The organism is Nostoc sp. DSM 114159 (assembly GCF_053470285.1).
This window is the reverse complement of record NZ_JBPFEH010000001.1, coordinates 1,911,885-1,936,582: the sequence shown is the minus strand read 5'-3', so window position 1 is coordinate 1,936,582 and position 24,698 is coordinate 1,911,885. Positions and strand designations below refer to the sequence as shown.

Annotated in this window: 21 protein-coding genes; 5 read left to right on the top strand and 16 right to left on the bottom strand. The window is 43.1% G+C overall.

Annotated features, from left to right (window positions below; translation table 11 throughout):
* Positions 1–38: 38 nt before the first annotated feature.
* Positions 39–2,267: a recombinase family protein gene (locus ACR5KR_RS07795; protein WP_448266067.1), complete on the top strand. Its 2,229-nt coding sequence runs from the start codon at positions 39–41 to the stop codon at positions 2,265–2,267.
* 176 nt (positions 2,268–2,443) lie between these two features.
* Positions 2,444–4,816: a hypothetical protein gene (locus tag ACR5KR_RS07790; RefSeq protein ID WP_448266066.1), complete on the top strand. Its 2,373-nt coding sequence runs from the start codon at positions 2,444–2,446 to the stop codon at positions 4,814–4,816.
* A gap of 157 nt (positions 4,817–4,973) precedes the next feature.
* Here the strand turns inward: ACR5KR_RS07790 and ACR5KR_RS07785 are convergent, their stop codons facing one another.
* From ACR5KR_RS07785 to ACR5KR_RS07750, 8 genes are all read right to left on the bottom strand, one after another.
* Positions 4,974–5,252, bottom strand: a complete 279-nt coding sequence (locus tag ACR5KR_RS07785) for a hypothetical protein (RefSeq protein WP_445627054.1) — start codon at positions 5,250–5,252, stop codon at positions 4,974–4,976.
* Positions 5,253–5,513: 261 nt separating this feature from the next.
* Positions 5,514–7,487, bottom strand: coding sequence for a hybrid sensor histidine kinase/response regulator (locus ACR5KR_RS07780; RefSeq protein ID WP_445627055.1), 1,974 nt, complete (start codon positions 7,485–7,487; stop codon positions 5,514–5,516).
* A gap of 10 nt (positions 7,488–7,497) precedes the next feature.
* Complete coding sequence (locus tag ACR5KR_RS07775; RefSeq protein WP_448266065.1) at positions 7,498–9,657, bottom strand: ATP-binding protein; 2,160 nt, start codon at positions 9,655–9,657, stop codon at positions 7,498–7,500.
* 123 nt (positions 9,658–9,780) lie between these two features.
* Complete coding sequence (locus tag ACR5KR_RS07770; RefSeq protein ID WP_448266064.1) at positions 9,781–10,788, bottom strand: ATP-binding SpoIIE family protein phosphatase; 1,008 nt, start codon at positions 10,786–10,788, stop codon at positions 9,781–9,783.
* A 1-nt stretch (position 10,789) separates the two neighbouring features.
* Entirely contained in the window at positions 10,790–11,236 is a 447-nt protein-coding gene (locus ACR5KR_RS07765; RefSeq protein ID WP_445627058.1) for an anti-sigma regulatory factor, read from the bottom strand.
* Entirely contained in the window at positions 11,175–11,588 is a 414-nt protein-coding gene (locus ACR5KR_RS07760) for an STAS domain-containing protein (RefSeq protein ID WP_445627059.1), read from the bottom strand. The genes ACR5KR_RS07765 and ACR5KR_RS07760 overlap by 62 nt, the downstream gene beginning before the upstream one ends.
* Positions 11,589–11,601: 13 nt before the next feature.
* A complete protein-coding gene (locus tag ACR5KR_RS07755) occupies positions 11,602–12,480 on the bottom strand; it encodes an STAS domain-containing protein (RefSeq protein ID WP_445627060.1) in 879 nt (292 codons plus the stop codon).
* A gap of 458 nt (positions 12,481–12,938) precedes the next feature.
* The gene (locus ACR5KR_RS07750; protein ID WP_445627061.1) at positions 12,939–13,376 is read right to left on the bottom strand and encodes a YidH family protein; all 438 of its coding nucleotides are present in this window, start codon (positions 13,374–13,376) and stop codon (positions 12,939–12,941) included.
* Positions 13,377–13,506: 130 nt separating this feature from the next.
* Here ACR5KR_RS07750 and ACR5KR_RS07745 point away from each other — a divergent pair, with 130 nt between their 5' ends.
* Together ACR5KR_RS07745 and msrA are read left to right on the top strand one after the other, a co-directional pair.
* Positions 13,507–14,958: a hypothetical protein gene (locus ACR5KR_RS07745; RefSeq protein WP_448266063.1), complete on the top strand. Its 1,452-nt coding sequence runs from the start codon at positions 13,507–13,509 to the stop codon at positions 14,956–14,958.
* 407 nt (positions 14,959–15,365) lie between these two features.
* Entirely contained in the window at positions 15,366–16,034 is a 669-nt protein-coding gene (gene msrA / locus ACR5KR_RS07740) for a peptide-methionine (S)-S-oxide reductase MsrA (protein WP_448266062.1), read from the top strand.
* Between the two features lie 265 nt (positions 16,035–16,299).
* Here the strand turns inward: msrA and ACR5KR_RS07735 are convergent, their stop codons facing one another.
* The 8 genes from ACR5KR_RS07735 to pedR all read right to left on the bottom strand — a co-directional run bounded on the left by ACR5KR_RS07735 (position 16,300) and on the right by pedR (position 23,200).
* Entirely contained in the window at positions 16,300–16,809 is a 510-nt protein-coding gene (locus ACR5KR_RS07735; protein ID WP_448266061.1) for a type I restriction endonuclease, read from the bottom strand.
* A 60-nt stretch (positions 16,810–16,869) separates the two neighbouring features.
* On the bottom strand, positions 16,870–17,661 hold the full coding sequence (locus ACR5KR_RS07730) for an IS5 family transposase (RefSeq protein ID WP_448265250.1): 792 nt from the start codon (positions 17,659–17,661) through the stop codon (positions 16,870–16,872).
* A complete protein-coding gene (locus ACR5KR_RS07725) occupies positions 17,658–17,840 on the bottom strand; it encodes a hypothetical protein (protein WP_448266060.1) in 183 nt (60 codons plus the stop codon). Before ACR5KR_RS07725 ends, ACR5KR_RS07730 begins: the two co-directional genes overlap by 4 nt.
* 65 nt (positions 17,841–17,905) lie before the next feature.
* Positions 17,906–19,099, bottom strand: coding sequence for a serine/threonine protein kinase (locus tag ACR5KR_RS07720; protein ID WP_448266059.1), 1,194 nt, complete (start codon positions 19,097–19,099; stop codon positions 17,906–17,908).
* 279 nt (positions 19,100–19,378) lie between these two features.
* A complete protein-coding gene (gene rfbB, locus ACR5KR_RS07715) occupies positions 19,379–20,440 on the bottom strand; it encodes a dTDP-glucose 4,6-dehydratase (RefSeq protein WP_445627065.1) in 1,062 nt (353 codons plus the stop codon).
* A 78-nt stretch (positions 20,441–20,518) separates the two neighbouring features.
* A complete protein-coding gene (locus tag ACR5KR_RS07710; RefSeq protein WP_448266058.1) occupies positions 20,519–21,514 on the bottom strand; it encodes a glycosyltransferase in 996 nt (331 codons plus the stop codon).
* 168 nt (positions 21,515–21,682) lie between these two features.
* A complete protein-coding gene (locus tag ACR5KR_RS07705; protein WP_445627067.1) occupies positions 21,683–22,384 on the bottom strand; it encodes a DUF6391 domain-containing protein in 702 nt (233 codons plus the stop codon).
* A gap of 552 nt (positions 22,385–22,936) precedes the next feature.
* Positions 22,937–23,200 (bottom strand): photosynthetic electron transport-dependent transcriptional regulator PedR, encoded by a 264-nt coding sequence (pedR, locus tag ACR5KR_RS07700; RefSeq protein WP_292870113.1) that lies wholly within the window; start codon positions 23,198–23,200, stop codon positions 22,937–22,939.
* A 362-nt stretch (positions 23,201–23,562) separates the two neighbouring features.
* Here pedR and ACR5KR_RS07695 point away from each other — a divergent pair, with 362 nt between their 5' ends.
* Positions 23,563–24,540: a carbohydrate kinase family protein gene (locus ACR5KR_RS07695; protein ID WP_445627068.1), complete on the top strand. Its 978-nt coding sequence runs from the start codon at positions 23,563–23,565 to the stop codon at positions 24,538–24,540.
* The last annotated feature ends 158 nt before the right edge of the window (positions 24,541–24,698 follow it).

Below are 24,698 nucleotides of genomic sequence, written 5' to 3'. Positions count from 1 at the left end.
GCACGAGGTATACTAACAAATCTACAAGGAGAAAGTTTGTGGTTTCTCATTCGGTTTGGATTGTTGGCACTAGCCGTAGTGGTAAGACGGCTCGCTTAGTAGAACAATTTTGTAATTGGGTAAAATCAGAAAAACAATATACTGAATCATTTTATACAAAAAAACCAGGGCGTAAAAAAACAGGCGATGTACCTGAATTGTTATATCTTAAACAAACAGAGCCAGGAGTTTTAGTTTTAGCTGCCAATGATGATAATCGTCGAGAGTTAGGAGATATAATTGTTACCTCAACTTTGGGTAAATATCCGGTTCGTGCCAAAACGCCACTAGGTTTTTTTCAGGATGAAGTTATTTTATTTTGGCCGTTGCTGATTAACTCGTTGAACCTGAAAGCACAGTTTCCGGTAAGATTGCGACCGGAAACCGAACAAGAGTTAGCAACCAAACTTTGGCGTCCGCAATTAGACGAAGAAATTTTACGTCTTGCGGGAGTGAATGAATCTCGCTTGGTGCGTCGCATTTTAGACTTATTACAATTAGCAGCTTACAGTGGCATACCTGGCGAAGATATTGCCCAAATTTTAGCCAAGGGTTTTGGGGAAAATACCACAATAGAGCCGGAATTTTTGGCATCTTTGCTACTAGATTGGCGTAATTGGTGTTTAGAGAGGGGGTTACTGACTTATGGGATTATTACCGAACTTTATAGTCAGCACTTATTAAGCGATCGCAACTACCAACAGCACCTAACTAAACGCTATCAGGCAGTACTGGCGGATGATGTCGATGACTATCCTAGCGTAGCGCGTCTTTTGTTTGAGTTGCTATTAGATCGAGGTGCAGTTGGCGCGTTTAGCTACAATCCTGATGGTGCGGTGCGATTGGGATTGGGAGCAGATCCCAACTATTTAGAAGGGTTAGCAGAGCGTTGTCGGGTAGAAATATTGAACGGGCCGCCTCCAGAGTCTCTGAGCGAGCAACTGACTAAACAGATGGTGGAATTAGTCACTTCCCCAATGACACTGTTGAGTTTACCAAAAACAGTGCATTCAATTCAAACCACCTCCCGCGCCCAATTATTGCGGCAAACAGCAGAGATAATTGCTAATGCTATCCAATCAAAGCAAGTGCAACCAGAAGAAGTAGCAATTATTGCACCAGGTTTAGATGCGATCGCTCGTTATACTCTAGTAGAAATCCTCGTCAAGCAAAATATCCCAGTAGAATCGCTCAATGACCAACGTCCCCTAATTAGTTCGCCCGTGATTCGCGCCTTACTCACCATACTGGCACTAGTTTATCCCGGCTTGGGACGACTTGTAGATCGGGATGCGGTGGCGGAAATGCTGGTTGTGTTGAGCAGGAAACAATCACCTGAAAACTCTACAGACGCGATGAATCGCGTCTCTACTACAGACGCGATGAATCGGGTATCTACTACAGACGCGATGAATCGCGTCTCTACAAATATTGACCCGGTACGTGCTGGTTTGATTGCAGATTACTGCTTTGTACCCCATCCCGATCGCCCCAACTTGCTACCAGTGTCAGCCTTTGAGCGCTGGGATCGAATCGGCTATGCAGCTACTACAGCCTATAGTGAGATATTACAGTGGTTAGAACAGCAGCGATCGCAACAAGAATTGCGGTTAATTCCTAGTCCTATTTCTCTGTTAGACAGAGCAATTCAACGTTTTTTGTGGAATGGAAGTAATCTCCCCTACGAACAACTAGCAGCATTGCGGGAATTATTAGAAACCGCCCAACATTACTGGGAAATTGACACCAGATTACGACAAATTACCCCAGTGGAGACAACGCCTCAGACAACTATTATTGAATTCATTCAATTACTGCGGCGTGGTACAATTACTGCTAACCCTTACCCGGTGCGCCCCATTGGTGGAGCGAGAAAGGCTGTCACACTAGCAACTATATTTCAATATCGATCTAGTAGGCGATCGCACCAGTGGCATTTTTGGCTAGATGCTGGTTCACCCCTGTGGGCGAAAGGTGGTGCAGCAACTTTGTTCGGTGCGCCGTTTTTCTTGCGAGATAGATTAGGCGAACCTTGGACAGCAGAAGATGAGAAATTGGCAGAAGAACAAAGACTGCAAAGAATTTTGACAGATTTACTGTCTCGTGTATCTGAGAGAGTTTATTTGTGCCACAGCGATTTAGCAGTGAATGGACAAGAGCAATTAGGGCCGCTGTTACCCTTAGTGAATGCTTGTGTAACGGTTATTTCTGAATCTACTGTTAATTGAGTGTTTTTATAGCGGTTCTCGACAAGCGTGAAGTACAATTTTGACCTCTCTCCAAACCTCTCTCGTTTTAGGAGAGAGGCTTTGAATCTTTTACTAAATCAACCTAGCACTTACTGAAATATCCGAGTAAATTAAAAATGATATTGCTGAAATAGTAAAAGAAAGTTGTTAAGTTAATGTCACTCGATTCGCTTAAGCAAGAAGCAAAAAATCATAACACTTCACCACAAAGATTACGAGAGCTAGCTGCAATTAATGATGAACTAACGAGATTAGTTGCTGCAAATCCTCTCGCCGATAGTAGTTTATTAGCAGAACTTGCGATACAAGCCAGAACTAACAATGATGTGGAAATGCAAAGAGCGATCGCAAGCAATCCCAATACACCAACACAATGGTTAATCGGACTAGCGCATCTGTTTCCTGAAGAATTCTTTAGTAATCCGGCTTATGATTTGTCAATTCTGCAAAATTTTAACTTTCCTCACAGTTTTGGAAAGAAATTCCTCTTGAAGCTTGTTTGTGCATCTAATGCACCAACATCTTTTCTAGAATTTGCTGCTGGCATTTGTGAAACTAATATTAAGCGTATTCGGAATAAGGATAATTTTCAATACTTCTCTCTAGAACGTCAATATGAGATTAATATTAAGCGTCTTCGGAACGATATAGGAGCTTGGCTAGGTATATTCTCTTTTGAAGATTTTTGGAAATGGAGAGAAATCTTAATTGTTCTAGCTAGTCATCAGAATACTCCTAGAAAAAAACTATTGGAGTTATCAATATCTGGGGAGGATATTGTTGCAGAAGTTGCTCAGTTACGTCTTGATTGTCCCAATGATGATATTACTTTCTGGGATCGGGTGGCTTTAAATAAGAAACCAAATCTCATTCTTTTTATTCCACGTAGGATGATGTTTAAATTGGTGCAATTGCCAGATATATCAACAAATTTTTTAAAAGCAGCATCTCAGCTTGAGGCATTTACAGGAATTCTCAATATTATTGCAAATCATCCGAAAACACCCAAAGAAATACTCGATAATCTAGCAAAAAATAGCCTTGATTTTATTGCTCAAGCCGCAAAGCTACATATTAATTATGCTGGAGAATTGGAAACTGGATGGCGCGATCTAGCGGAAAGCAAAATTGATAGAGCGCAACTGCCTATTTTAAATAATGATGAAGAAGGAATTGAACTGCGATTGTGGTACGCAGGAGCAATTGATGAAAGCACTTTACCTTATTTAAATCAAAAGTCAGTACACGAATATACAAGTACTTTATTAAAGATTCTTTCTTCTACTGACACACCTCGTTCGATTTTAGATAATCTGGAAAACCACCCCAGAGTTTCTCAATTAATCGCTGAATGTATTACTTATTTAAAACAGCGAGAATCAATAGCTTTCGATTTACTTGCGGGAATACTGCCAATAGGGCATACTAAACTACCAAATCATTCTACCAATCAAACCAACCCTGTAATTACCGATTTAGACACTTTGTTTACGAAGTTAAAAGATAGATATTGGAGCAAAAAAGTAAGAAGCATTCCCATCCCCATAAATAACCCAACAATTAATCTATGTTTACTTGCCTTGATACAAAACAATAGGGTTTCGAGACGCAGAAGATCCTACCGAGAAAATATGCTTAAGGATTTTGACAGAGGTAGATATAAAGACCATAGTCCAATATTTATTAAATTTTCTAATTTAGAATACTATGGCGTAATTCTAGCAAGCGCTCCTAGCACTTCACCGCAAATCCTATCAAAATTAGTGGAGCATCCAATCCAGGGAGTGAGAGTTTTGGTAGCTAGTCATCACAATATTACTCAAAACTCTTTAGACAAGTTAATTGACGATCGCAATCCAGAAGTTAGAGCAGCTGCTTTGGCTAATCCCAAACTTGATTCGATGCTTAGAGAACAATTAGCAAGCTTGGAAAATCCAAATTTATCTCTATTAGATTTACGAGAACTAGCAAATAGTGAGTACACTGCTGTCAAAACTAAAGTTGTTCGACATCCTAACGTTGATAGTTCAATTCTGGCAAAACTAGCTGACGATAAGTTAATTGTCAAATTAGCTGTAGCTAAACATCCGAAAACTCCAGCCAAGATTCTAACTAAATTTATAGAGCATCCAGATCGAAGATTACCTTTAGCAGTCGCTCAAAATCCTGGTGCGCCGAAAGATTTACTAATTCAGTTAGCTACTCAACCCGCAGTACGTGGGGGATTTCACTTTAATCCACTCAATTTAGCTGCTGTTAAAAGTTTACTGACCCAAGAACCAGAAGCGGCGATTCCTTTCTTGGATCGGTGTCTAAAATTTCCCGATCGCCCATCATTTTCTCGCTTTTTGGTTCTGATGAATCCTCATATACCGAGTTCATTTCTGGCAAGATACTATAAATCTTGGTTTTGGCCAGAAAGATATGCGATCGCTCAAAATCCAAATACTGACCGCGATATTTGCCAACAACTAACCCAAGACCCCAATCGTATTGTTCGTGCTGCTGCACGGGATAATTTAAAGTAGTAAGCTAATCAGCATTAAAGTTGCATAATCAGGGCGGGCAAGATGCCATTAGTGTCAAGTTAAGATGAAATCACTGGGGTAAAATAGTATAGCTAGGGACTGGGGACTGGGGACTGGATGAAAAGTCTTTTTGTGTTTAGGTTTTATCCTCCTCAAATTAAAATTGAACAAAAATAATAAACAGCTGCCCGAATTCGATGAACGACTGCCCGAATTCGATGAACGACACCCCGAATTCAATAAACGGCTGCCCGAATTCAATAAACGACTGCCCGAATTCAATAAACGACTGCCCGAATTCAATAAACGACTGCCCGAATTCAATAAACGACTGCCCGAATTCGATGAACGACTGCCCGAATTCGATGAACGACTGCCCGAATTCAATAAACGGCTGCCCGAATTCGATGAACGACTGCCCGAATTTGACGAACATACCTTTGACATTTGGGCTTCTGCCTTAACTTAACACCAATGGCAAGATGCCTACCCCACAAGACATTGAGAAAATTTTAATATGCAAATTAAATGTGTTTTAGCTTATTCTCTTTTAGATGTTGGATTATAGCAGAAGTAAGTTAACCTATTACGAATGAGCGTTTACTTAAAATAGGTTTATTAAACGCCGCGATCGCAGAAACAATGCTAAAGATGATTTCAGAGATTAGCTTCAATAGATAAGGCAAAATTCAGGTTGCTAAACCGTTACTATCGTCAAAATAGCCTGTATTAATACTTCTAGCTCAATTGGTTTAGAAATATGGTGTTGAAATCCGGCGGCTATTGCTTGTTGTCGATCGATTTCTCCCGCATAAGCAGTCAAAGCGATCGCTGGAATTTCTCCACCTTGTTCGGGCGGCTGCTTTCTAATTTGCCGAATTAAGGTGTAGCCATCCATATCGGGCATACCAATATCACTAATTAATAAATCAAATTTTGCTTGCATCAAATTGTTTAGAGCATCATGTCCTGAGTCCGCCTCAGTCACTTGTGCCCCGTACTGTTCTAGCACGAAGGCAATGAACTCCCGCGAATCTTTGTCATCATCTACAAGCAGCGTTTGCAATCCATTGAGATTGAAGTCTGAGCGATCGCGATCGGCAGTATTAACTTGATTTAATTTTGAAGCAGCGATCAGTGGAAGTTTAACTTGAAATACTGCTCCTTGCCCTTCTCCAGGACTGGCTGCTTGAACGGTTCCGCCGTGCAATTCAACCAAATGACGCACGATCGCTAGCCCTAACCCCAACCCGCCAAATTTTCGCGTCGTTGTCCCATCGGCTTGGCGGAAGTAGTCAAAGACGTAGGGCAGAAAGTCACTAGAGATCCCCCTACCAGTGTCGCTGACAGTAATTTGAGTGTATTTTGCAAGATGAGTATCTACTTCATCCTTGATTGTTTCTAACCGCACCTCTACTCGACCACCCTCTGAGGTAAATTTAATCGCGTTAGAAAGTAGATTCCAAACAATTTGTTGCAAGCGACCAGAATCACCCAACACTTGTCCAACGTTCGGTTCAAATATTGTTTGAATCTGAATAGATTTAGCTTCAGCAGCAAGGCGCACGGTTTCAAGGGCAGCTTTGATAGTAAAAGTAAGACCGACTGGAACTGTGTCTAAAGCCAACTTACCTTGGAGAATACGCGACACATCGAGCAAATCTTCGATTAATTGTGCTTGCAGTTTCGCATTGCGCTCGATGGTTTCTAGGGCGTACTGAGTTTTGGCTGCATCTTGGTGACTCTTTTGCAGAATTCTTGCCCAACCCAGAATTGGATTCAAGGGCGATCGCAATTCATGAGATAGCACTGCCAAAAACTCATCTTTGATGCGGTTGGCTTGTTGCGCTTGTTCGGTCTGTTGCTGCAAGGAAATCATCAGTTGATTGAGGCGATCGTTTTGATCTTGCAGCAAGGCTTCTGCTCGTTTACGTTCGGTGATATCGGACAAGATGAAAACGGCACCAGTGAGAGTCCCATCCCCATTAAATACTGGGTCGATGGTTTTGGCAAACCACTGTCCTTTCGACTGAAATTCGAGAACTTGCCGTTGGTGAGTTTCTTTCGCACGCCGAAAACAAGTGCCATCGCCGATTCCCAATTCTGCGCTCATCAACTCATGGTGAGCATAACCTAAAATTTCGTGGTAGGGCTTGCCAAAAAGCTGCATCATCGCTCGATTACAACGCAGAATTATCCCTTCTCGGTCTACCAGAGATACGCCGTCTTTCATGGAGTCAAAGGTAGTTTGCCACTCCCGCGCTGAGGACAAAGCAGCTTCCTCCGCCCGACGAATTCGCAGCAGCGATCGCACGGTGGCAAGCAGTTCAATCGGTTCAACAGGTTGTACTAGATAAGCATCAGCACCGCTATCCAAGCCTTCTGCTTTATCCTGGCTTTGGATAAAACTTGCAGAAAGGTGTAGTACGGGAATAAAAGTCGTTTCAGGGTTTGCCTTAATTTGGCGACAAACTTCAAAACCGGTGATATCTGGTAGTTGGACATCTAAAATTACTAAGTCAGGCTGAAAGTTAGCAATAGCTTCTAACCCTGTCGTTCCAGTTGCCGCTTCCAGGACACTAAAGCCTGCATTTTGCAAAATACGGGTAACAACGTAACGATTGGCTTCGTTATCATCAACATGCAGGATCGTAACCCGTGGCTCAGACATGACTTTTCCCTTAAACCTCTAGAACAAGTCCGGCTTTGACGAGCGCATCTTGAAGTTGAGCGTAGATGCGTAGCGGCTTGTCGTCAGACATCGCCGTCGTTTGAGAGCCTGTTTCTTTGGAAACAATGGCTATGCTTTGTTGCGCTAATCGGCTATGTGCTTCTGCATCCAGTTGGGCAGATGAGTAGACGATCGCCGGAATCGACTGAGTGACGGAGTTGTTCTTAAGCTGCTTGAGTACCTCAAATCCACTCATCTCTGGCATCTCCAAGTCCAAGACGATCGCGTTTGGCTGTTCCTGTTGTGCCAAATATAATCCTTCCTGTCCATTCGCGGCTTCTAAAATACTCAACGGTGTATTTATTAACAACTGTTTCACAAGATACCGATAAGCGGGGTCATCATCAATCAACAAGATTGTTTGAGGCTTGTTCTCAGTAATTAGCCTATTAAGTTTGTTTAACAGGGGCAATCTGTCTACCGGCTTAATTAGAAAACCGTCTGCTCCTAGCGCCAGTGCTTGCTTTTCGTTATCAATGATGGTAATCACGAGTACAGGGATCGTGCGAGTTGTTTCATCTCCTTTGATTTCCCGCAAGAACGTCCAGCCATTTTGCCCCTCCAGCAGAATATCTAGCATAATCGCCGACGGTCGAAATTGTTGTAAGGCTAGCCTTGCCTGAGCTAAGGTACGGGTAGCAATCAATTGATAGATTGAGTCTTGAAGGTGCTTTTCGTAAATAAATAGGGTTTCTGGATGATCTTCAACCACCAGAATCGGCAAACGAGTTGTCTCAACTGATACAATTGGTTGCAGTCCGGTGGTCAATTCGGTGGCATCTGGGTAGACGATAGGAATTAATGCTGTAAAGGTAGAGCCTTTACCCGGCTGACTTTTCACCGAAATGCTGCCGCCAATTAACTCCGCTAACTTACGCGATAACGGCAATCCTAAACCAGTTCCCTTCACCTGCTTTTGCAGAGAGGACTCAATTTGCATAAAATCCTCAAAAATCCGCTCTCGATCGGCGGGAGCAATACCGATGCCCGTATCAGATACAGAAAAGCTGACGGTGTGACCCGTTTGCACAGCGGTGAGGCGCACCTCTCCCTGCTCGGTAAATTTGAGCGCATTCGAGACAAAGTTTCTCAGAATTTGAGCGACTTTCCCCTCATCGGTAAAGAGGGGCGCAATACCTTCAGGTTCCTCGACAATCAGCGCTACAGAGGAGCCTTGAACTAATAAGGGGCGCAGCATCCCCCGCAGCGTGGCAAACAATTCACTAACTTCAAAGGAACTGGGATGCACTTCAATTTTTCCAGCTTCCACCTTTGCCAAATCCAGCAAGTCGTTGACCAGTTCTGATAATCCGCTTGCCGCCTTTTGGATGAATGTCACCTGCTTTTCTTGCTCCACAGTTAAATCGCCATCCATCCGGGCTAGCAGCATTCGAGAGAGGGACAAAATCGAGTTGAGCGGCGTGCGAAACTCGTGGCTCATGTTCGAGAGAAAGCGGGTTTTTAGCTCATTTACCTGTTGCAGGGAGCTAGCTTTTTCATCGAGTTCTGCATAGAGAGCAACCACACCGCGATTGGTATCTTCCAATTCCTGATTCAGTTGGCTTAGTTCTTCCTCACGCTTGCGTAGTTCTGCCATCGCCCGGAGTAATTCCTGATTTTGCTGCTGGATTTCTTGATAGGGATTTTCGGGCGATCGCCCAATTACGGTTTCTCGAATCTGCTGCAATTGCGAATCGGTGAAAGTAGGTGTGCGCTTCGACAACCTTTTGCCGATTGTTACCGTTGTTCCCTGCTTCGGCAGCGATTCAATCTCAAATAAATCCATCAATCTCCGAGTACCCACGATGCCTAGCCCCGCTCCCGTATCAGAGGTGTAACGTCCGGCCAAAACCTCTGCTAAATCAGGAATGCCCTCACCCCGATCTTGAATCTGAATCAGAAACGTCTGCGGCTCTCCCGCCACAGAAAATTCAACTGTTCCGCCTTGGGCATATTGAAACGCATTGCGGGCAATTTCGGAAACTGCCGTTGCCAATCGCGCCCGATCTTGAGCATCAAAGCCCAACTGCTCGGCGATCTCACGAGTTCGTTGCCGAGCTTGTACAACATCCTGTTCGTACTGGATAGCGATCGCCAAAAGGATTGTCAAGTTGCTTCGCTCCAATTCAAAATTGCACATTCTTCAAGGTTTGTACCTTTAATTACGAATTACGTTAGCGTAGCGGGGCGTAGCCCATTACGAATTACGAATTACGAATTACGAATTATTTAGTCATCTCCCCATTCCTTTCGCGACTAACACTGTCACATCATCCCGGTCTCGGTTAAAGTCTCGGTATAGCACGCCTGCAATCAGGCTGGGATGTTTTTGCATCAAGCCTGGATAGCGATCGATCTGCCACTTAGCGCTTAATCCGTCAGAATGCATAATTAAAATTCCGTTGGCATACCAGGGATAGCTAAACTCTTGAATTTTGCGGATTTCATGTCCCACCGTGCCATTGTGAGATAGCAGATGGCGGTGCTCAGTAAAGGAGAAAATGCTGGCAGCGATGTTGCCAATGCCAGCAAAGCGGACAGACTGTTGCTCAAAGTCGATTTCGGCAATGGCGAGTGCTGCGCCTCGCGTACTTCGCAAGGCGGCGTGGGCAGCTTCGACGATCGCCCCCGGAGAACGATGAATGTGTTCTTGAAACATTCTTACGGCTGCGGAAGCAGCAGAAGCCGCCGCAGGCCCATGCCCTAAACCATCAGCTACTAGCAACAGGTTACGGCAACTATCGACTTCTGATGCCCAGGTATCTCCTGAAACATCTTCTCCTCTTTTGGGCAAACAGATCGCTCCAATTTCTAAAAACTTTTCAGGTTGATGGGGTGCTGGGTTTAGCCAGAGGTGAGCCAAGAGCGCTGTTCCTTGGTTGGGAATGGAGTAAATTTCCAATAAACCAGAAAGGCGACGAATTGCACCCATACCATTACCCAAGGTTCCGGCTGTGGAAAAGCCATCTTGCAAACACTCATCCACATCGACCATTCCCCGCCCTTTATCTAGCGCTAAGATTTCAATGCCAATTTTGGAATTTTCCTTGAGCGATCGCAGCAATACAACTCCGCCGTGGGCGTGCTGCACCAAATTGTTCGCAATTTCTGTCGCCACAATCCCAACCTTGCCCCGTTCTATTTCCTGAAAACCGAGCCGAGTTGCTAAAGCCATCGCTACCCGTCTGGCTTCTCCAGTTTGGCTAGATTCAGTAATTGTGACGGTGACAGATTCTCTCATTTTATTTCCATCGTACAATGATTATCCGTGTTCCTTCTCCCACCGCAGACTGAATCTCAAACTCGTTGGCAAGTCGTTTCGCACCACCCAGCCCCATACCTAACCCGTTGCCTGTGGTGAATCCATCCTTGAGCGCCAGTTCGATATCGGAAATTCCCGGCCCCCGATCTTCAAAGGTCAGTCGGAGTCCTCGTCGTCGCCCTTCCTGAAGCGTTTCTAGTTTGACTGTGCCGCCCCCTCCGTAGTCTAGGGTATTGCGGGCTAACTCACTGGCGGCGGTAACAATTTTAGTTTGGTCTACTAAGCCAAAGCCTATTTCCACGGCCATCTGGCGCACAGACTGCCGAACTAAAACTACATCTGTAGAAGATTGAATCTCGATGGTTTCAGTCTTCTGCATCATCATCTGCACGCCATTTAGTGGCAGTGATTTGATTTGTGGTTCCATTGAGTGACGATCGCAACAATGCCATCCCCTTTTCGATGTTTAAAGCAGTGCGAATCCCCGTCAGCGACAACCCCAATTCCACTAAGGTAATTGCCACAGCAGGCTGCATCCCGACGACAACTGTCTCAGCATCCAGCACCCGTGACATTCTGGCAATGTTGGCTAAAACCCTACCAATGAAGGAATCAACAATCTCTAATCCGGAAATATCGATCAGGACACCGCGAGCGTGGGTTTGAGTGATGCGGTTAGTCAAGTCTTCCTGTAGCATGATGGCGAGGCGATCGTGCATATCTACCTGGATTGTCACAAGTAGAAAATTGCCCATTTTAAGTATAGGAATGCTTTCCATTGCTTTCTTCCAGTTATTTGGATTGAGAGCGGGTAATGGTCGTTCCCAACCGTTTTAGCGCCGTGAGGAAGGCATCGGCTAAGGTTGCTTTTGTGACTACATTTGTCAAATCAATGCCGAGATAAACGATTGTTTGGGCAATTTGAGGGCGAATGCCACTAATCATACAATCGGCTCCCATGAGACGGGCGGCGGTAACTGTCTTGAGCAGATGTTGAGCAGTCAGGGTATCGACGGTGGGAACCCCGGTAATATCAATGATGGCAACTTCTGACTCTGTTTCGACAATCTTCTGCAATAACGATTCCATCATCATTTGAGTCCGGGCACTATCTAGAGTGCCGATAATCGGCAATGCCAAAATTCCCTCCCAAAGTTTCACCACTGGCGTAGACAGTTCCATTAACTCTTCCTGCTGCCGCAAAATCACCTCTTCCCGTGTCTTTTGATACATCTCAATTGTCAGCAATCCTAGCCGATCCAGTAAGTTTGTAGCTAGCCATATTTGTTCACCCAACTCAATCGGGTCTTTCAATTGCTGACGCATTCGCTTGAAGAGGGGTTGCTTGAACGAAAAGACGAATGTAGCCGTTTCTGAGGGTGTGAAACCATTTTGCGATCGCGATCGAGAAATGCTGTTGAGCATCTCCCGCATTTCCTGCCACTGCGCTGCCTGAATATTGGTAAAGTTGCCCCGCCCAACGGCAATCCGAAACAAACTCAGGAATTCTCGGCACTCTTCCTTTAGCTGTGCTTCTTTAATCAAGCCTCTGCGAATATTCACAGTGGCTAGTTCCTGAGTCCACTCCGACAGCAAGTCTGCCTCGAAGGTTTCTAATATCTCTGATATCTTACTTTCGCTCATCGTTTCTTTGAGGGCAACCGCTTTCATTAGTTCAAAATCAGTGTATGACGATTCAGCCCAAGGTGAAAGCGATGATTACAAAAAGCCTAAAAGCCTAAAAGCTTGCTAGATATGAAGTGCAATAAATTGAGCAGACATAGAGCGATGCCTGGGTTGGGCTACGCCTACGCTAATATTGATCGAGGATCGGCAAAAAAGTTACAAAAAAATGCGAGCGTTTAAAAAAAAGTGTATTTTGACTCCTAAATTCTGACCGTGGCAATTTTAGATTCCAGATTTTCATTTAATCCAAAATCTAAAATCTAATACCAATTTAATGTGAAGTTCCATATATCTTGATCCCCCTAAATCCCCCTTAAAAAGGGGGACTTTGATAGATGTTTTTCCGGTTCCCCCCTTATTAAGGGGGGCTAGGGGGGATCGAATTATATGCAGCTTCATAAAAAATTGGTATAAAATCTAAAATTGGTTGACTCCTGCTGTATTTAATGCAAATTTCGAGACTGTGGTTGAATGGGAAGCGGAGAACGAGAAGGTACTTTATCCCGCCATAGGAGTAAAGGAATACAGAAAAATCCCAAAAGAATTACAACTCCAGCCATTATCCAAACCATTAACCTATTTGGTCTATAGTTCCCTGCTTCAATTTGCCAGAAAACTTGGTTGTATCGCCATGCAGCTAAGGCGATAGTCGAAATTCCAAAAATTACCAAAGCAATACCCAAATTTTCCGAGCTAGATAATGGACTTACCGGAGGTTCTTGTTGAGTAATAGTAATATTCAACTGGCGCAGAAATATACCAAATCGCGCGATCGCAAAACCAAAGCCAATCAATGCAATAGAAGTGCGTAACCAAGCCAGAAATGTCCGTTCGTTGGCTTGATGTTCCCTTTGACGGTCAATTTTCGGTATTTTATCCATAATGTAGCTGTCTGACGCCAAGTTCCTCTTTAAAAGTATTCGTAATATTGATGAAGTTTCGTAAAAGTCTAATCTAAAAGTGTCCTTAGATTTTGGGAAAACTCATTCTATATCTATAAAAATCTTTACTATGCTTGATGACAACGATTTTGCATTAGCTTCGGCTGTTGAAACTTCGGTTGTGGTGCTTGAGGAGCTATCTTTGCATCCTCAGCCAGAAGTTCGTGAGGCTGTAGCTAAAAATCCGAATACGCCTACTGAAGTGTTGCTGAAATTAGGTAAGGAGTTTCCAGACGCAATTACGGCGAACCCGATTTTCAATCTTTTGCTGCTGGAAAATCCTGAGAGTCATTTCGTTAGACTCTCTTTAGCGCGTAGCACAACAACTAGTGAAAGTGCGATCGCTCAGTTATCCAAAATCGAGGATAAGGAAATTCTTTGTGCTGTGGCTGGAAATCCAAAGACACCTCTTCACATCCTGGAACGACTTGTAGTAGAAGGCCCGCCTCTTTTCTGCGATCACGAAAATGCTGATGAATCTGATTTTGATGGACTCTTTACCGCGATCGCTCAAAATTTGAATACTTCTGAATCGTTATTGCTTCAACTAGCCGAGGATGGAAGCTGGAATATCAAAATAGCGATCGCTGAGAACCCCAAAACACCCTTATCCCTGCTCAATACGTTTGCAGATTGGAGAGGTTTACATAAAACAATTGCTCGAAATCCTCAAGCACCAAGCGCAATATTGGAAAAACTAGCGGGAGAAAATGAGAAAGAAATTCGCGATCTAGTCAAGAACCATCCAAATGTTTCCGAAACTGCGATCGCCATCATCAATTTTATCGAGGGAAAACCTGGAACATCCATCGACTTGCTAGAGCGGTTAGCTAGCGATCGACGAGTCTCTGTCCGGCGATTGGTTGCTACCCATCCCTCAACCCCTGCAAAGGTTTTAGAAAAACTCGCGCAGGATACAGATGAAGATGTACCCTTCAAAGCCGCAAGCCATCCCAATGCAACCTCTACCGTTCTAGAGTTTTTTGCAGAGTTCTTGGTTAAGCAACGTCAGCGAGTCTCGCCAATTAATGGAGCCAAAATTCGACAGTATAAAGAAAGTGCGCTTGAATTGCTAAAACGTTCTGACATCACGCCAAAAGTGTTAGAAAATCTGTTGCAGATGAATGAATATATTGTAGTGGATGCGATCGCATTGTCTTTGAAAACACCACCCACTATGTTGCTTGCACTTATAGACTATCAAGCTAAATTTGTAAGCATTGATTTTTTCAGAAATCTCGCTAAAAACCCCAATACACCCTCAGATGGGCTAGAGAAGCTTTATCTAAAAATCAACCAAACGCAACATGCAAATACGATTGATGGTCTAGGCGCTATCGCTGCTCATCCCAATACCCCCGTCTATTTGCTAGAACAATTAGCAATTCATGCCGACTACAGTATTCGGGCAAATGTAGCCACAAATATCAATACACCGATTTCAATTTTGGAGCGGTTAAGCAATGATTCGCAAGGCTGGGTTAGTAGGATTGCAAAACAGGCGCTGAAGGCAAGAGCTTGATTTCAGCACTGTTTTTGTAAAGATCAACACAGTCCAAGGCTGGCTCTGAGAAAATCCCAAGCGATGCCAGAATCTTTACAATACAGGACTTACGCACTGAAAACTTGAAAGCTTGATCCCCCCTAGCCCCCTTTCTGGGGCTTTCTGGGGCAGGTTTTTTTGATTAGACAAATTTTTGGGATTTTAAAACCAAAACCATTGTCTGAGAACTTAAAACTACGTTCAATAATTGAGAACATTCTCAACTATTTATCGAAAGCCTAAAAGCCTGCCCTTGAAAGCCCCTAGCCCCCCCCTTAAAAAGGGGGGAATCTTAAAAGCCCCCTTTTTAAGGGGGTTGGGGGATCTCTTCTGCGTAAGTCCTACAATAGTAAATAAGGTAAAGATATATATCAGAGTCAAAATCAATGGCACTATTCGGATTTGGCAAAAAGTCAGTTATGCCCACACCTGAAGAAGCTTTGTCAGGAAGGGCACAATCTATGTCAGTACCCGCCGCTCATTATGTCAATAAGAATCCCTTACAACCTCCTTTTCCCGATGGATTAGAGAAGGCAATCTTTGGCTTGGGCTGTTTTTGGGGTGCAGAACGCAAATTCTGGCAACTTAAAGGAGTTTACACCACCGCAGTCGGTTACGCTGCTGGTTTAACACCCAACCCCACTTATGAAGAGGTATGTAGTGGGCGAACCGGTCACAATGAAGTGGTGTTGGTTGTATTCGATCCCAAAGTAATTAGTTATGCCGAACTGCTGAAAGTCTTTTGGGAAAGCCACAATCCTACCCAAGGGATGCGTCAAGGTAATGATGTTGGCACTCAATACCGTTCGGGAATTTATGTATATTCCGAAAATCAAAAGCAGCTAGCAGAAGCATCGCGGGAAGCTTATCAACAAGCCCTCAACGATGCAGGTTATGGCAAGATTACTACAGAAATCTTGGATGCGCCGGAATTCTATTACGCTGAAGCTTACCACCAGCAATATCTGGCTAAAAATCCCAACGGGTATTGTGGTTTAGGCGGGACAAACGTATCTTGTCCCGTGGGTGTAATTGAATCGCAAGTTAGTAGTTAGAAATGGAATTGGTGGGGTAGTCAACTTAAGGTGAGTTTGACGAACCTCTCCCTGCCTTGAACTAAAGTTCAAGTCTGTCCCTCTCCGAGTTGGAGAGGGACGGTTTTTGTGTCGTTAAGAATATTTGTAGTAGCGTGTCAAGGCTAAAATGTTGCAATAAATTTTCTTGTAGTGTGGGCCGAAAAGCCCGCACGGACGGGCGAGACGCCCATCCCACAAGAGTCAAGCTAATGCACTATTTTAGTCTTGTCACGCCACTACAAGATTACGAATTACGAATTAAATGAGCTAGGTGCTTTAACACTTTCAGGACAATATATATATCATCACGACTATCCAAAGCAAACAAATCAGATAGAGAATATTGTGGAGTTTCAGTTTTTAGCAGTTTGATAAATCTAAATTCATTACCATTGGTGATAAAGCCAAAAACAGGTTTAGCTGAAGTTGCATCTGCCAACATATAAGCTAATGCTTGTGAAATTGCTGGCACTAACGAATAATCTGCTCGTTTTGCCTCAATAACGAGAACCCAAAATGGAGGATGCAACACCAATATGTCAATACGTCCTCTGATAATTGTGCCTTCGTCTTCTGAAGATATTTTTACCTCTTGTTCTGAGGCAATGTAGAAAGGTGATTGATAAAAACCTGCTAGACATAATAGTGGAGATAGCACCACCATTTTGACTACAGGTTCCAAAATAGGATATTTCGATAGATGCAAATATTCTGCCTTGACTTCGTTGAGAGATTGCTTTTCTAAGTCACTCAACTCAGGTAAATCATGCCGCCATTCTGAGAGGATGTTTTAAAAGTCAAAACCAGTCAAAAATTATGCCAGTCGTCTGACCATAATACGAATCATGGCAATATAGATAAATATCTCGGAAGTTTCAGGTAATCTTTCATAATCTTTGCTTAAACGCCGACACCAATTAAGCCACCCGAAAGTTCGCTCAACAACCCAGCGCTTTGGTAAATGAACAAAACCCTTTTTTTCCAAGGGTCTAAGAACAATTTCTACAATCCAGCGAAACATATCCATCACCCACCGCATAAATTCTTCTCCTCGGTATCCTCCATCCATCCAAATAGTGTTCAACCGTTTTACTTGATTGCCTGTATTGTGAACTCGGCTGAGGACTTTTTTCGCGCCTTCACGTTCTGGAAAACTAGCCGATGTTACCAAAACCCGTAAAACTAGACCCAGTAAATCTACACTCAAATGGCGTTTACGCCCATGAATTTTTTTACCTGCGTCGTAACCAACATCAATAGAGATCATCGTTGCTGTTTCTACTGACTGGCTATCAACTGCTGCTTCTGATGGGCTAGGTTCACGCCCCGCGTCTACTCTCACCCACTGGTAGAGTTGATCGTGAACTTTCAACCATGTACCATCTTTACCCCATCTCCAAAAATAACCATAAACCGTTGACCAGGCGGGAAAATCACCTGGTAGACCTCGCCACGTACACCCCTCACACAATACATAGAGAATCGCATTCACCACCGCAAATAAGGCTAATTTTCGGGGACGACCACCTGGCTTTGCTCCTGGGAATAGGTCTGCAATTAATTCCCACTGTTCCCATGTCAAATTGCTACGGTATGCTTTAGTCATTCGCTCACAAGGTGCTGTTTTCTACAAATCTCAGCATAAGCCTTGTGAGCTTTCTTACAACAGCCCCTCTCTTTTAAAACATCCTCTGAAAAAAAATCTTCGTTGTCTGCAAGTTGTAAGCCAAATTCATCAATTAGTTGGGCTAGGGTGATATCTTTTCCTTGAATAATTTGAACCATTTGCTGAACCCTTATACATAATCTGCCTAAGAAATCTTCGCTTGATATTTACGCAAAAGACTGCCTTAAAATACAGATTTCAGCAAAGCGATCGCTCGCACCCATAACATAATACTAATGGGTGCTCCAAGTAGAATACCAGCGATCGCCCACCCTCTTTGATGGGCTTTGAATTGTTCAATACTGCGCCACTGCCTACTTTTCCAAGCCCATTCATTGCCTTTTGCACCAAGTGCGATCGCCATTATCCACCAGGCATTAGGTACAAAACAGAATAAACCATACCACACTTGATTCGGCCACATCCACAACCAAGGCATCAGAAAAGCACCCCAATTCCAACCGAGAATTTCCTCTGGAACTGTTTCATTGTGATTATTAATCCCGCATCCAGAATTGTTGATTATTTCTTTTAGCGGCAAAAGTTCATTCCTCTTTCCAGATTTGACAGTCAGTCCAGATTTAAGAGCATTCAGCGCTTGGGTGGCACTAGTAAATCTTTGTTCGGGAGCGGGTTCTATCAACTTTTGTAGCCAACTGACAAAACTGGGACTGAGGTTAACTCGGTCTGTAAATTGCAGTCGCAAATCCTGCTGGGGTAAATCAGAGGGGGAAGTTCCAGTCAGCAAATGAATCAAAGTCGCTCCCAGTGCATATAAGTCTGAAGCCGCAACAGCTCGACCACCAAATTGTTCCATTGGGGCATAACCATAAGTACCGACAACGGTAAAAGTAACGCCTTCTTTTGCGGCTTTATCTTGAACTGCGCCAAAATCAACTAAATAAATCCGATTATCGTCGCCCCAGATTAAATTACTTGGTTTAATATCTCTATGCAACACTCCAGGATTCAATTCATGTAGATAGGTGAGAATATTTAAAACCTCAACAGCAATTTTTCTCGCTCGCTTTTCACTAAACCTTTTGCCAACAGCAAGTTTATCCTTAAGCGACTCACCAGGAATATATTCTTGGATTAAGCCAAACCAAAGTGTGCGATCGTCGATACAAAAATAATCTATATATCGAGGGATGCGGGGATGATTTAGCTGTTTAAGGATTTGTGCTTCCCTCTCAAAAAGTTTCAGGTCATCCCACTGCACAGTACCGCCAAAGGCCAAAAGTTTGACCACAACGGTCGAATTTTCGCCATCAGAGGCTTGTAAATCCAATGCTTGCCAAGTTTGACGAATTCCATTGTTGCCGAGTTGGCGCTGGATTTGATAACGATCTTGTAATATTTGTTCTGGTTGCAGCATCTTAACACCTGCTGGCAATTTACGTTGATCTGATTCCCTTATATTCAAGGATAGTCATTATCTAGATAAACTGTGGCAGCCTGATAATTTATTGAAACCAGTTGAAGATTCCAATTTTGGGGTTCTCTAGAAAGTTAGTGCGGCGAAGATGCTGAAAATATTATTGTCATACTGTGTGGAGACGACAAAAGCACACAGGTTCAGGACATTGAGGACGCAAAAGCCTACTGGTAACAACAGTAATTATCGATGGTGATACTATTGGGTGCAGAATGTGGGTTAAAGATAATTTTTGCGATAGTAAGCTTGATATTCTTCAGACAGCAGAGGTTCCCACCAATCACGATGATTGAGATACCATTCAACTGTTAAACGTAAACCCTCAGCAATTGTTACTGAAGGCGTCCAACCAAGCTGAGTTTTAATTTTGTTCGCGTTAATTGCATATCTCCTGTCGTGTCCCTGTCTATCTTTGACAAAAGTAATCAACTGTTTGGCTGGATATACTGGTAAATCAGGTGCTAATTCATCCATCATTTGACATAAAAGTTGGACGAGGTTAATATTTTCTACCTCATTATTGCCACCAATATTGTATGTTTCTCCTGGTTGACCATGATTGATTACCACATCTAAAGCACGGCAATGATCGCCCACATAAAGCCAATCCCGGACATTTTTACCATCACCATAAACAGGTAATGGTTTCCCGATCAATGTGTTGATACACATCAGGGGAATGAGTTTTTCGGGAAACTGATAAGGCCCGTAGTTATTAGAGCAATTTGTGATAATCGTTGGAAGTTGATAAGTATGATAATAAGCACGGACTAAATGATCGCTACCAGCTTTGGAAGCTGAATAGGGACTATTGGGAGCATAGGGTGTGGTTTCACAAAAAGCTGGGTCATCTGCACCCAGGCTACCGTAAACTTCATCAGTAGAAACGTGCAGGAAACGATAATCGGATGGTTGTGCTTTCGCTTCCCAATGTTGTCGAAAAGCTTCCAGCAGAGTGAAAGTTCCCACCACATTAGTTTGTACAAAAGCAGCTGGCCCAAGAATCGAACGATCGACATGAGATTCTGCGGCAAAATGGGCGATGGTATCAATATTTTCCGTTGATAATAGGTTGTCTATGGTGGTGCGATCGCAAATATCCCCCTGCACAAACCGAAAATTCTCTTTTCCCTCAAAGGGCGCCAAATTCAGACGATTTCCCGCGTAGGTAAGCGCATCCAACACCACCACGCGATCGCCTGGATAAACCTGACACCAATGATGGACAAAATTTGCCCCAATAAACCCCGCACCCCCAGTAACTAATAACCGCCGATTCATTCAATTTCCTCTCTTCTCTCTGTGTTTTCAGTGTCTCAGCGGTAGCCTGCGACAAGCCTCTACACGTCTACGTTTCCATTACTTAAAATATTTCTTCTTCAACTTTCCGTATATCTTCTGAGCAAGTAATTTCGCCATCCGTGTTTTCGTCAAACTCTTAATATTAGATGGCTGCTGAATCTTGTGATCGAAAAAATCATTTAACTCATCCACAATAATTTGGAAACGCTTAATAATATTTTCAGTCCGATGCTCAACCAAAAAATCTTCAGATAAGTTAAAAACTACTGAAGATTCAATCACCTTCATAATCCGTTGGACATCATACTCTTGGGAATATCCAGCGATTTTATAACAATTAAATCCAGGATCTAAGTAATCAGCTAGTCCACCGTTGACACTAGAAAATACTTGACAGCCACAAGCGAGAGCTTCCATTGGTTGTAGACCAAATCCTTCACTAACGCGCTGTTGTGCCCAGTACTCAGCAGAATCATAGAGGTAAACCTTAGCTCGGTTGAATAGTCCAGGTAGATCCTCTATGTATGAGTCAACAACCAATACTTTACAACGTTTTTGCAACGCTGGAATCAATTCTTTAATTAAATATTCTGAAGACTTCCGAGCTTGAACTAAAACATCAATATCCCGTTCCAACCCTAAATTTTGAAACTCATCAGAGATTTGATTGGGCAAATAATAAATCAGAGAATGGGGTGATTTTTCTCCCCAATATCCCATTGTATAGCGGCTAACAGTTATGATTGGAATACTTGCAGGTAGCCTAAATGAATAACCTGGACTATGTGCATGGTAAACAATATTGTATTGCTTAAGTTTCGCCACGAGTTGAGGTATATCAAATCCCCAACTGATCGCAAAAATTACATCATTTAAATTTTTCTCTTTTAGCAAATCATCAATAAAAAGCTTATCTTTTTCCCTTTGACGGTAAGTTACAACATCAGCACTACAGAAATTCTGAGCTAGATTAAGTGCTTTTAACTCAGCCCAAAGACCACCACAGGCAAATTTGCTATCTGTACCGGGAAGTAAGAAGTAAAGTTTTCTCATAATTTTTTTAGGGGATTGGGCATTGGGCATTGGGAATTGGGAAAGAGGAGGCAGGGGTCAGAAGTTCTAAAATGTTTGAATACTTCGACTACGCTCAGTACAAGTTTTGAATTTTGAATTTTGAATTTTGAATTTTGAATTGATTTCTCCTCTACCCCTCTGCCCTTTTCATTCTTGCCAGCCTACTTTCACAAAATGTGCCTCACGCCCCCAAACATCGCGTGTACGAGTAATATTTTCAATTGCTAGGTTAAAAGGAATGGCAGTTGTTAGGTAACGCTGTGCCATAGAACCTAAATCAGGTGCGATTTCCGCGGCTGTCGTCGCTGCTAATCCTAAACCTATAAGTTGCTCAATTGGTCGAAATGGTAGCAACAGATGCACACCTACAGCTAGTCCAGCTGTTAAGAGCATTGCTACTGACAAATTTGTGCCACAACGGGGATGTACAGCCAAATCCCATTCTCCACTGGTGATGCGATGTCGAGCAAGTGCGATCGCACGCCGCAAATCACTAATATTTACTTCACCGTAGAGGTAAAATCCCCGATCGGTAGATAAACCGCCTAATAGTTCATTATCTAGTTGAACGTTAGTGGCTTGTCCTGTAGCAGGATAGGCGTTTTTTGATTCGCTAAGAACCCAAACCGTAGCATGTTCTAAAGCATGAACCTGCCGCAGCATCAAAATTTCTTTCAACCCTGGAATAAACGATAACTGTCTGAGTAAGTCGGCATCTTGTGTAGGTTGCGGAAAGTCTGAAAATCGATCTTCAAGACTCGGAACTTTCTCAGATACAGGTATCGTAAAACCAAAGTTAAAAAATTCAAAGGGAGACGAGCTACCCTGAAAAGAAGCGGAAGTATTCATTGGAACACTACTCCCAATGCCGATGGGGCAACATAGATTTCTTTCAAATGTAACGCTTGCACTACTGAATTGTTGCTAATTTTTGTAGATGATTGTTTTGTTAGGGTATGGGGCATGGGGCATGGGGCATGGGGCATTAGACCTCTTGGCATTTGTGCTTTTTGCACTCTTAGGGAAAAGGGTAAAGGTTAAAGGGGAAAGGGACTTTTGCAGTACCTTTTCCCCCGCCCCTTATCCCCAGAGGGGGCCCCACCTTCCCCCTGCCCCTTATCCCGACAAATGCCAAGAAGTCTATTGTAGATGCTTCTCCCTAATCCCCAGTCCTATATCTGTTCTGCTGAATTTGAGAAGGAATTCCGATCTTTTTAGTTTCCGAGTCCGAGGGTCAGCTGGCTCCACTTACATAAACTCCGGCTGAGTGAAGGACTTGGAACTTTTGGTAGAGTGTTCACACTGAAAACTTAGGCGTAAGGAGGGGAACAATCAGTAAAACTCAAAATTGGCTTGTAATTTACTAGACTAAAGCAATTAAGCTTCTACTAGTAAATTAGTTTATTCAATCTGGTTAGGCAGAGTACAGCAATTGACATCATTCAAACAGACTTTGCCCCACTGTAAAGCCCAGCGGACAAGGGCTACTCGATTATCTGTCTCAGTCTTGGTGAGAATATTACTGATATGGTTATCAACTGTACGCTTGCTAATCTCCAGTTTTGCTGCAATCTCTTGGTTAGTTAAGCCAGCGGCTACTAAGTCGATAATTTGCAGTTCTCTGTCTGACAGACTAACGGGGGTCTCAGACTTGCCACCAGCCATGACTATTTCTATCCTCCCTTGGTATATGTACTTAATCGCTCTTTCTAATTCTAGAAGATTCTTTTCTTGGTAGGGGTTTCAAGTGTTAGCAGTAATATGATTGTCAATATTTTCTTTGGATTTCAAGTTGCTAAAAATCTAAACCACGCTAAATCTCATGTAATAAATATAGCTTATTTTGACAAATATATTGTCTAAGCACTGAGATAAAAAAGCGAGAATTAGAAGCATATACACGCTATATAAGTAGTAAAAATTGCTATTTAATTCTATGAAGGACTGGCGACAGATTAGCAAAAACTATTGTAGATTTTATACTGTAAATTCCTAATCCCAAATCGAAATCTAAAATTGAAAATGAGATGAGCAATCCTCGTGTTTTGTGCCTTGGTGAAATTTTGTTTGATTGTTTAGCCGATCAATTAGGGCTAAAGCTGGAAGAAGTGAAATCTTGGACTCCTTACCCAGGAGGGGCACCAGCTAATGTAGCCTGTGCTTTAGTCAAGCTGGGAATGTCAGCGGGATTTATCGGAGCTGTTGGCGAAGATGAACCAGGAAATGCACTGGTCAAGCTATTACAAGATGTAGGTGTAGAGACTACGGGAGTACAACGTCATCCCACAGCACCAACGCGGCAAGTTTATGTTACACGGGATCTGGCTGGCGATCGCACCTTTGCCGGATTTGGTCAGTACGATACCGCAGAATTTGCCGATACTCGCTTGCAAGCTAAACAATTGTCAGATTCGCTGTTTCAAGAAGCAGATTTTCTGGTTTTGGGTACTTTGGAATTAGCCTATCCTGAAAGTGAAGAGGCAATCAACCGCGCTTTAGAGTTAGCAGAACATTACGACTTAAAAATTGTGCTGGATGTTAACTGGCGTCCTGTATTTTGGAAAGAGCCAAACATCGCCCATCAAAAAATTCCAGAATTATTTAAGCGAGTTGATTTCCTCAAACTCTCCAAAGAAGAAGCTGAATGGCTATTTGAAACCGCAGATCCCGGAGCTATTACTTACCGTCTAGCTTCGATTGAGGGGGTACTGGTGACAGATGGGGAAAACGGCTGCACTTATTGTCTAGGTGAGAACGAAGGCAAATTACCCTCGTTTTCTATTCCTGTAGTTGATACAACTGGCGCAGGAGATAGCTTTTTAGCAGGATTCATCCACCAACTGAGTAAGTATGGTATCCACAGCTTGCGGGATGCAGAAACAGCAAAACGCATTGTCACTTATGCCAACGCTGTTGGAGCGCTGACTACTATTAAACCAGGTGCGATCGCTTCTCAACCTACTGCTGCTGAAGTCGAAGCTTTTCTCGCCACACATCAACTCTAGGAACTAGCATCAGCCACTGGGATATCAGCCTTTAGTAGCTGATACTCCAGACTAGAAAATGTAAAAAAATCTTCATGCCATTCTGCGGTCATATTAAACAATAAACGCAGTTGGATAAGTTTTGGTATTAGGTTAATGCATTCAATTTTTACTTTTAG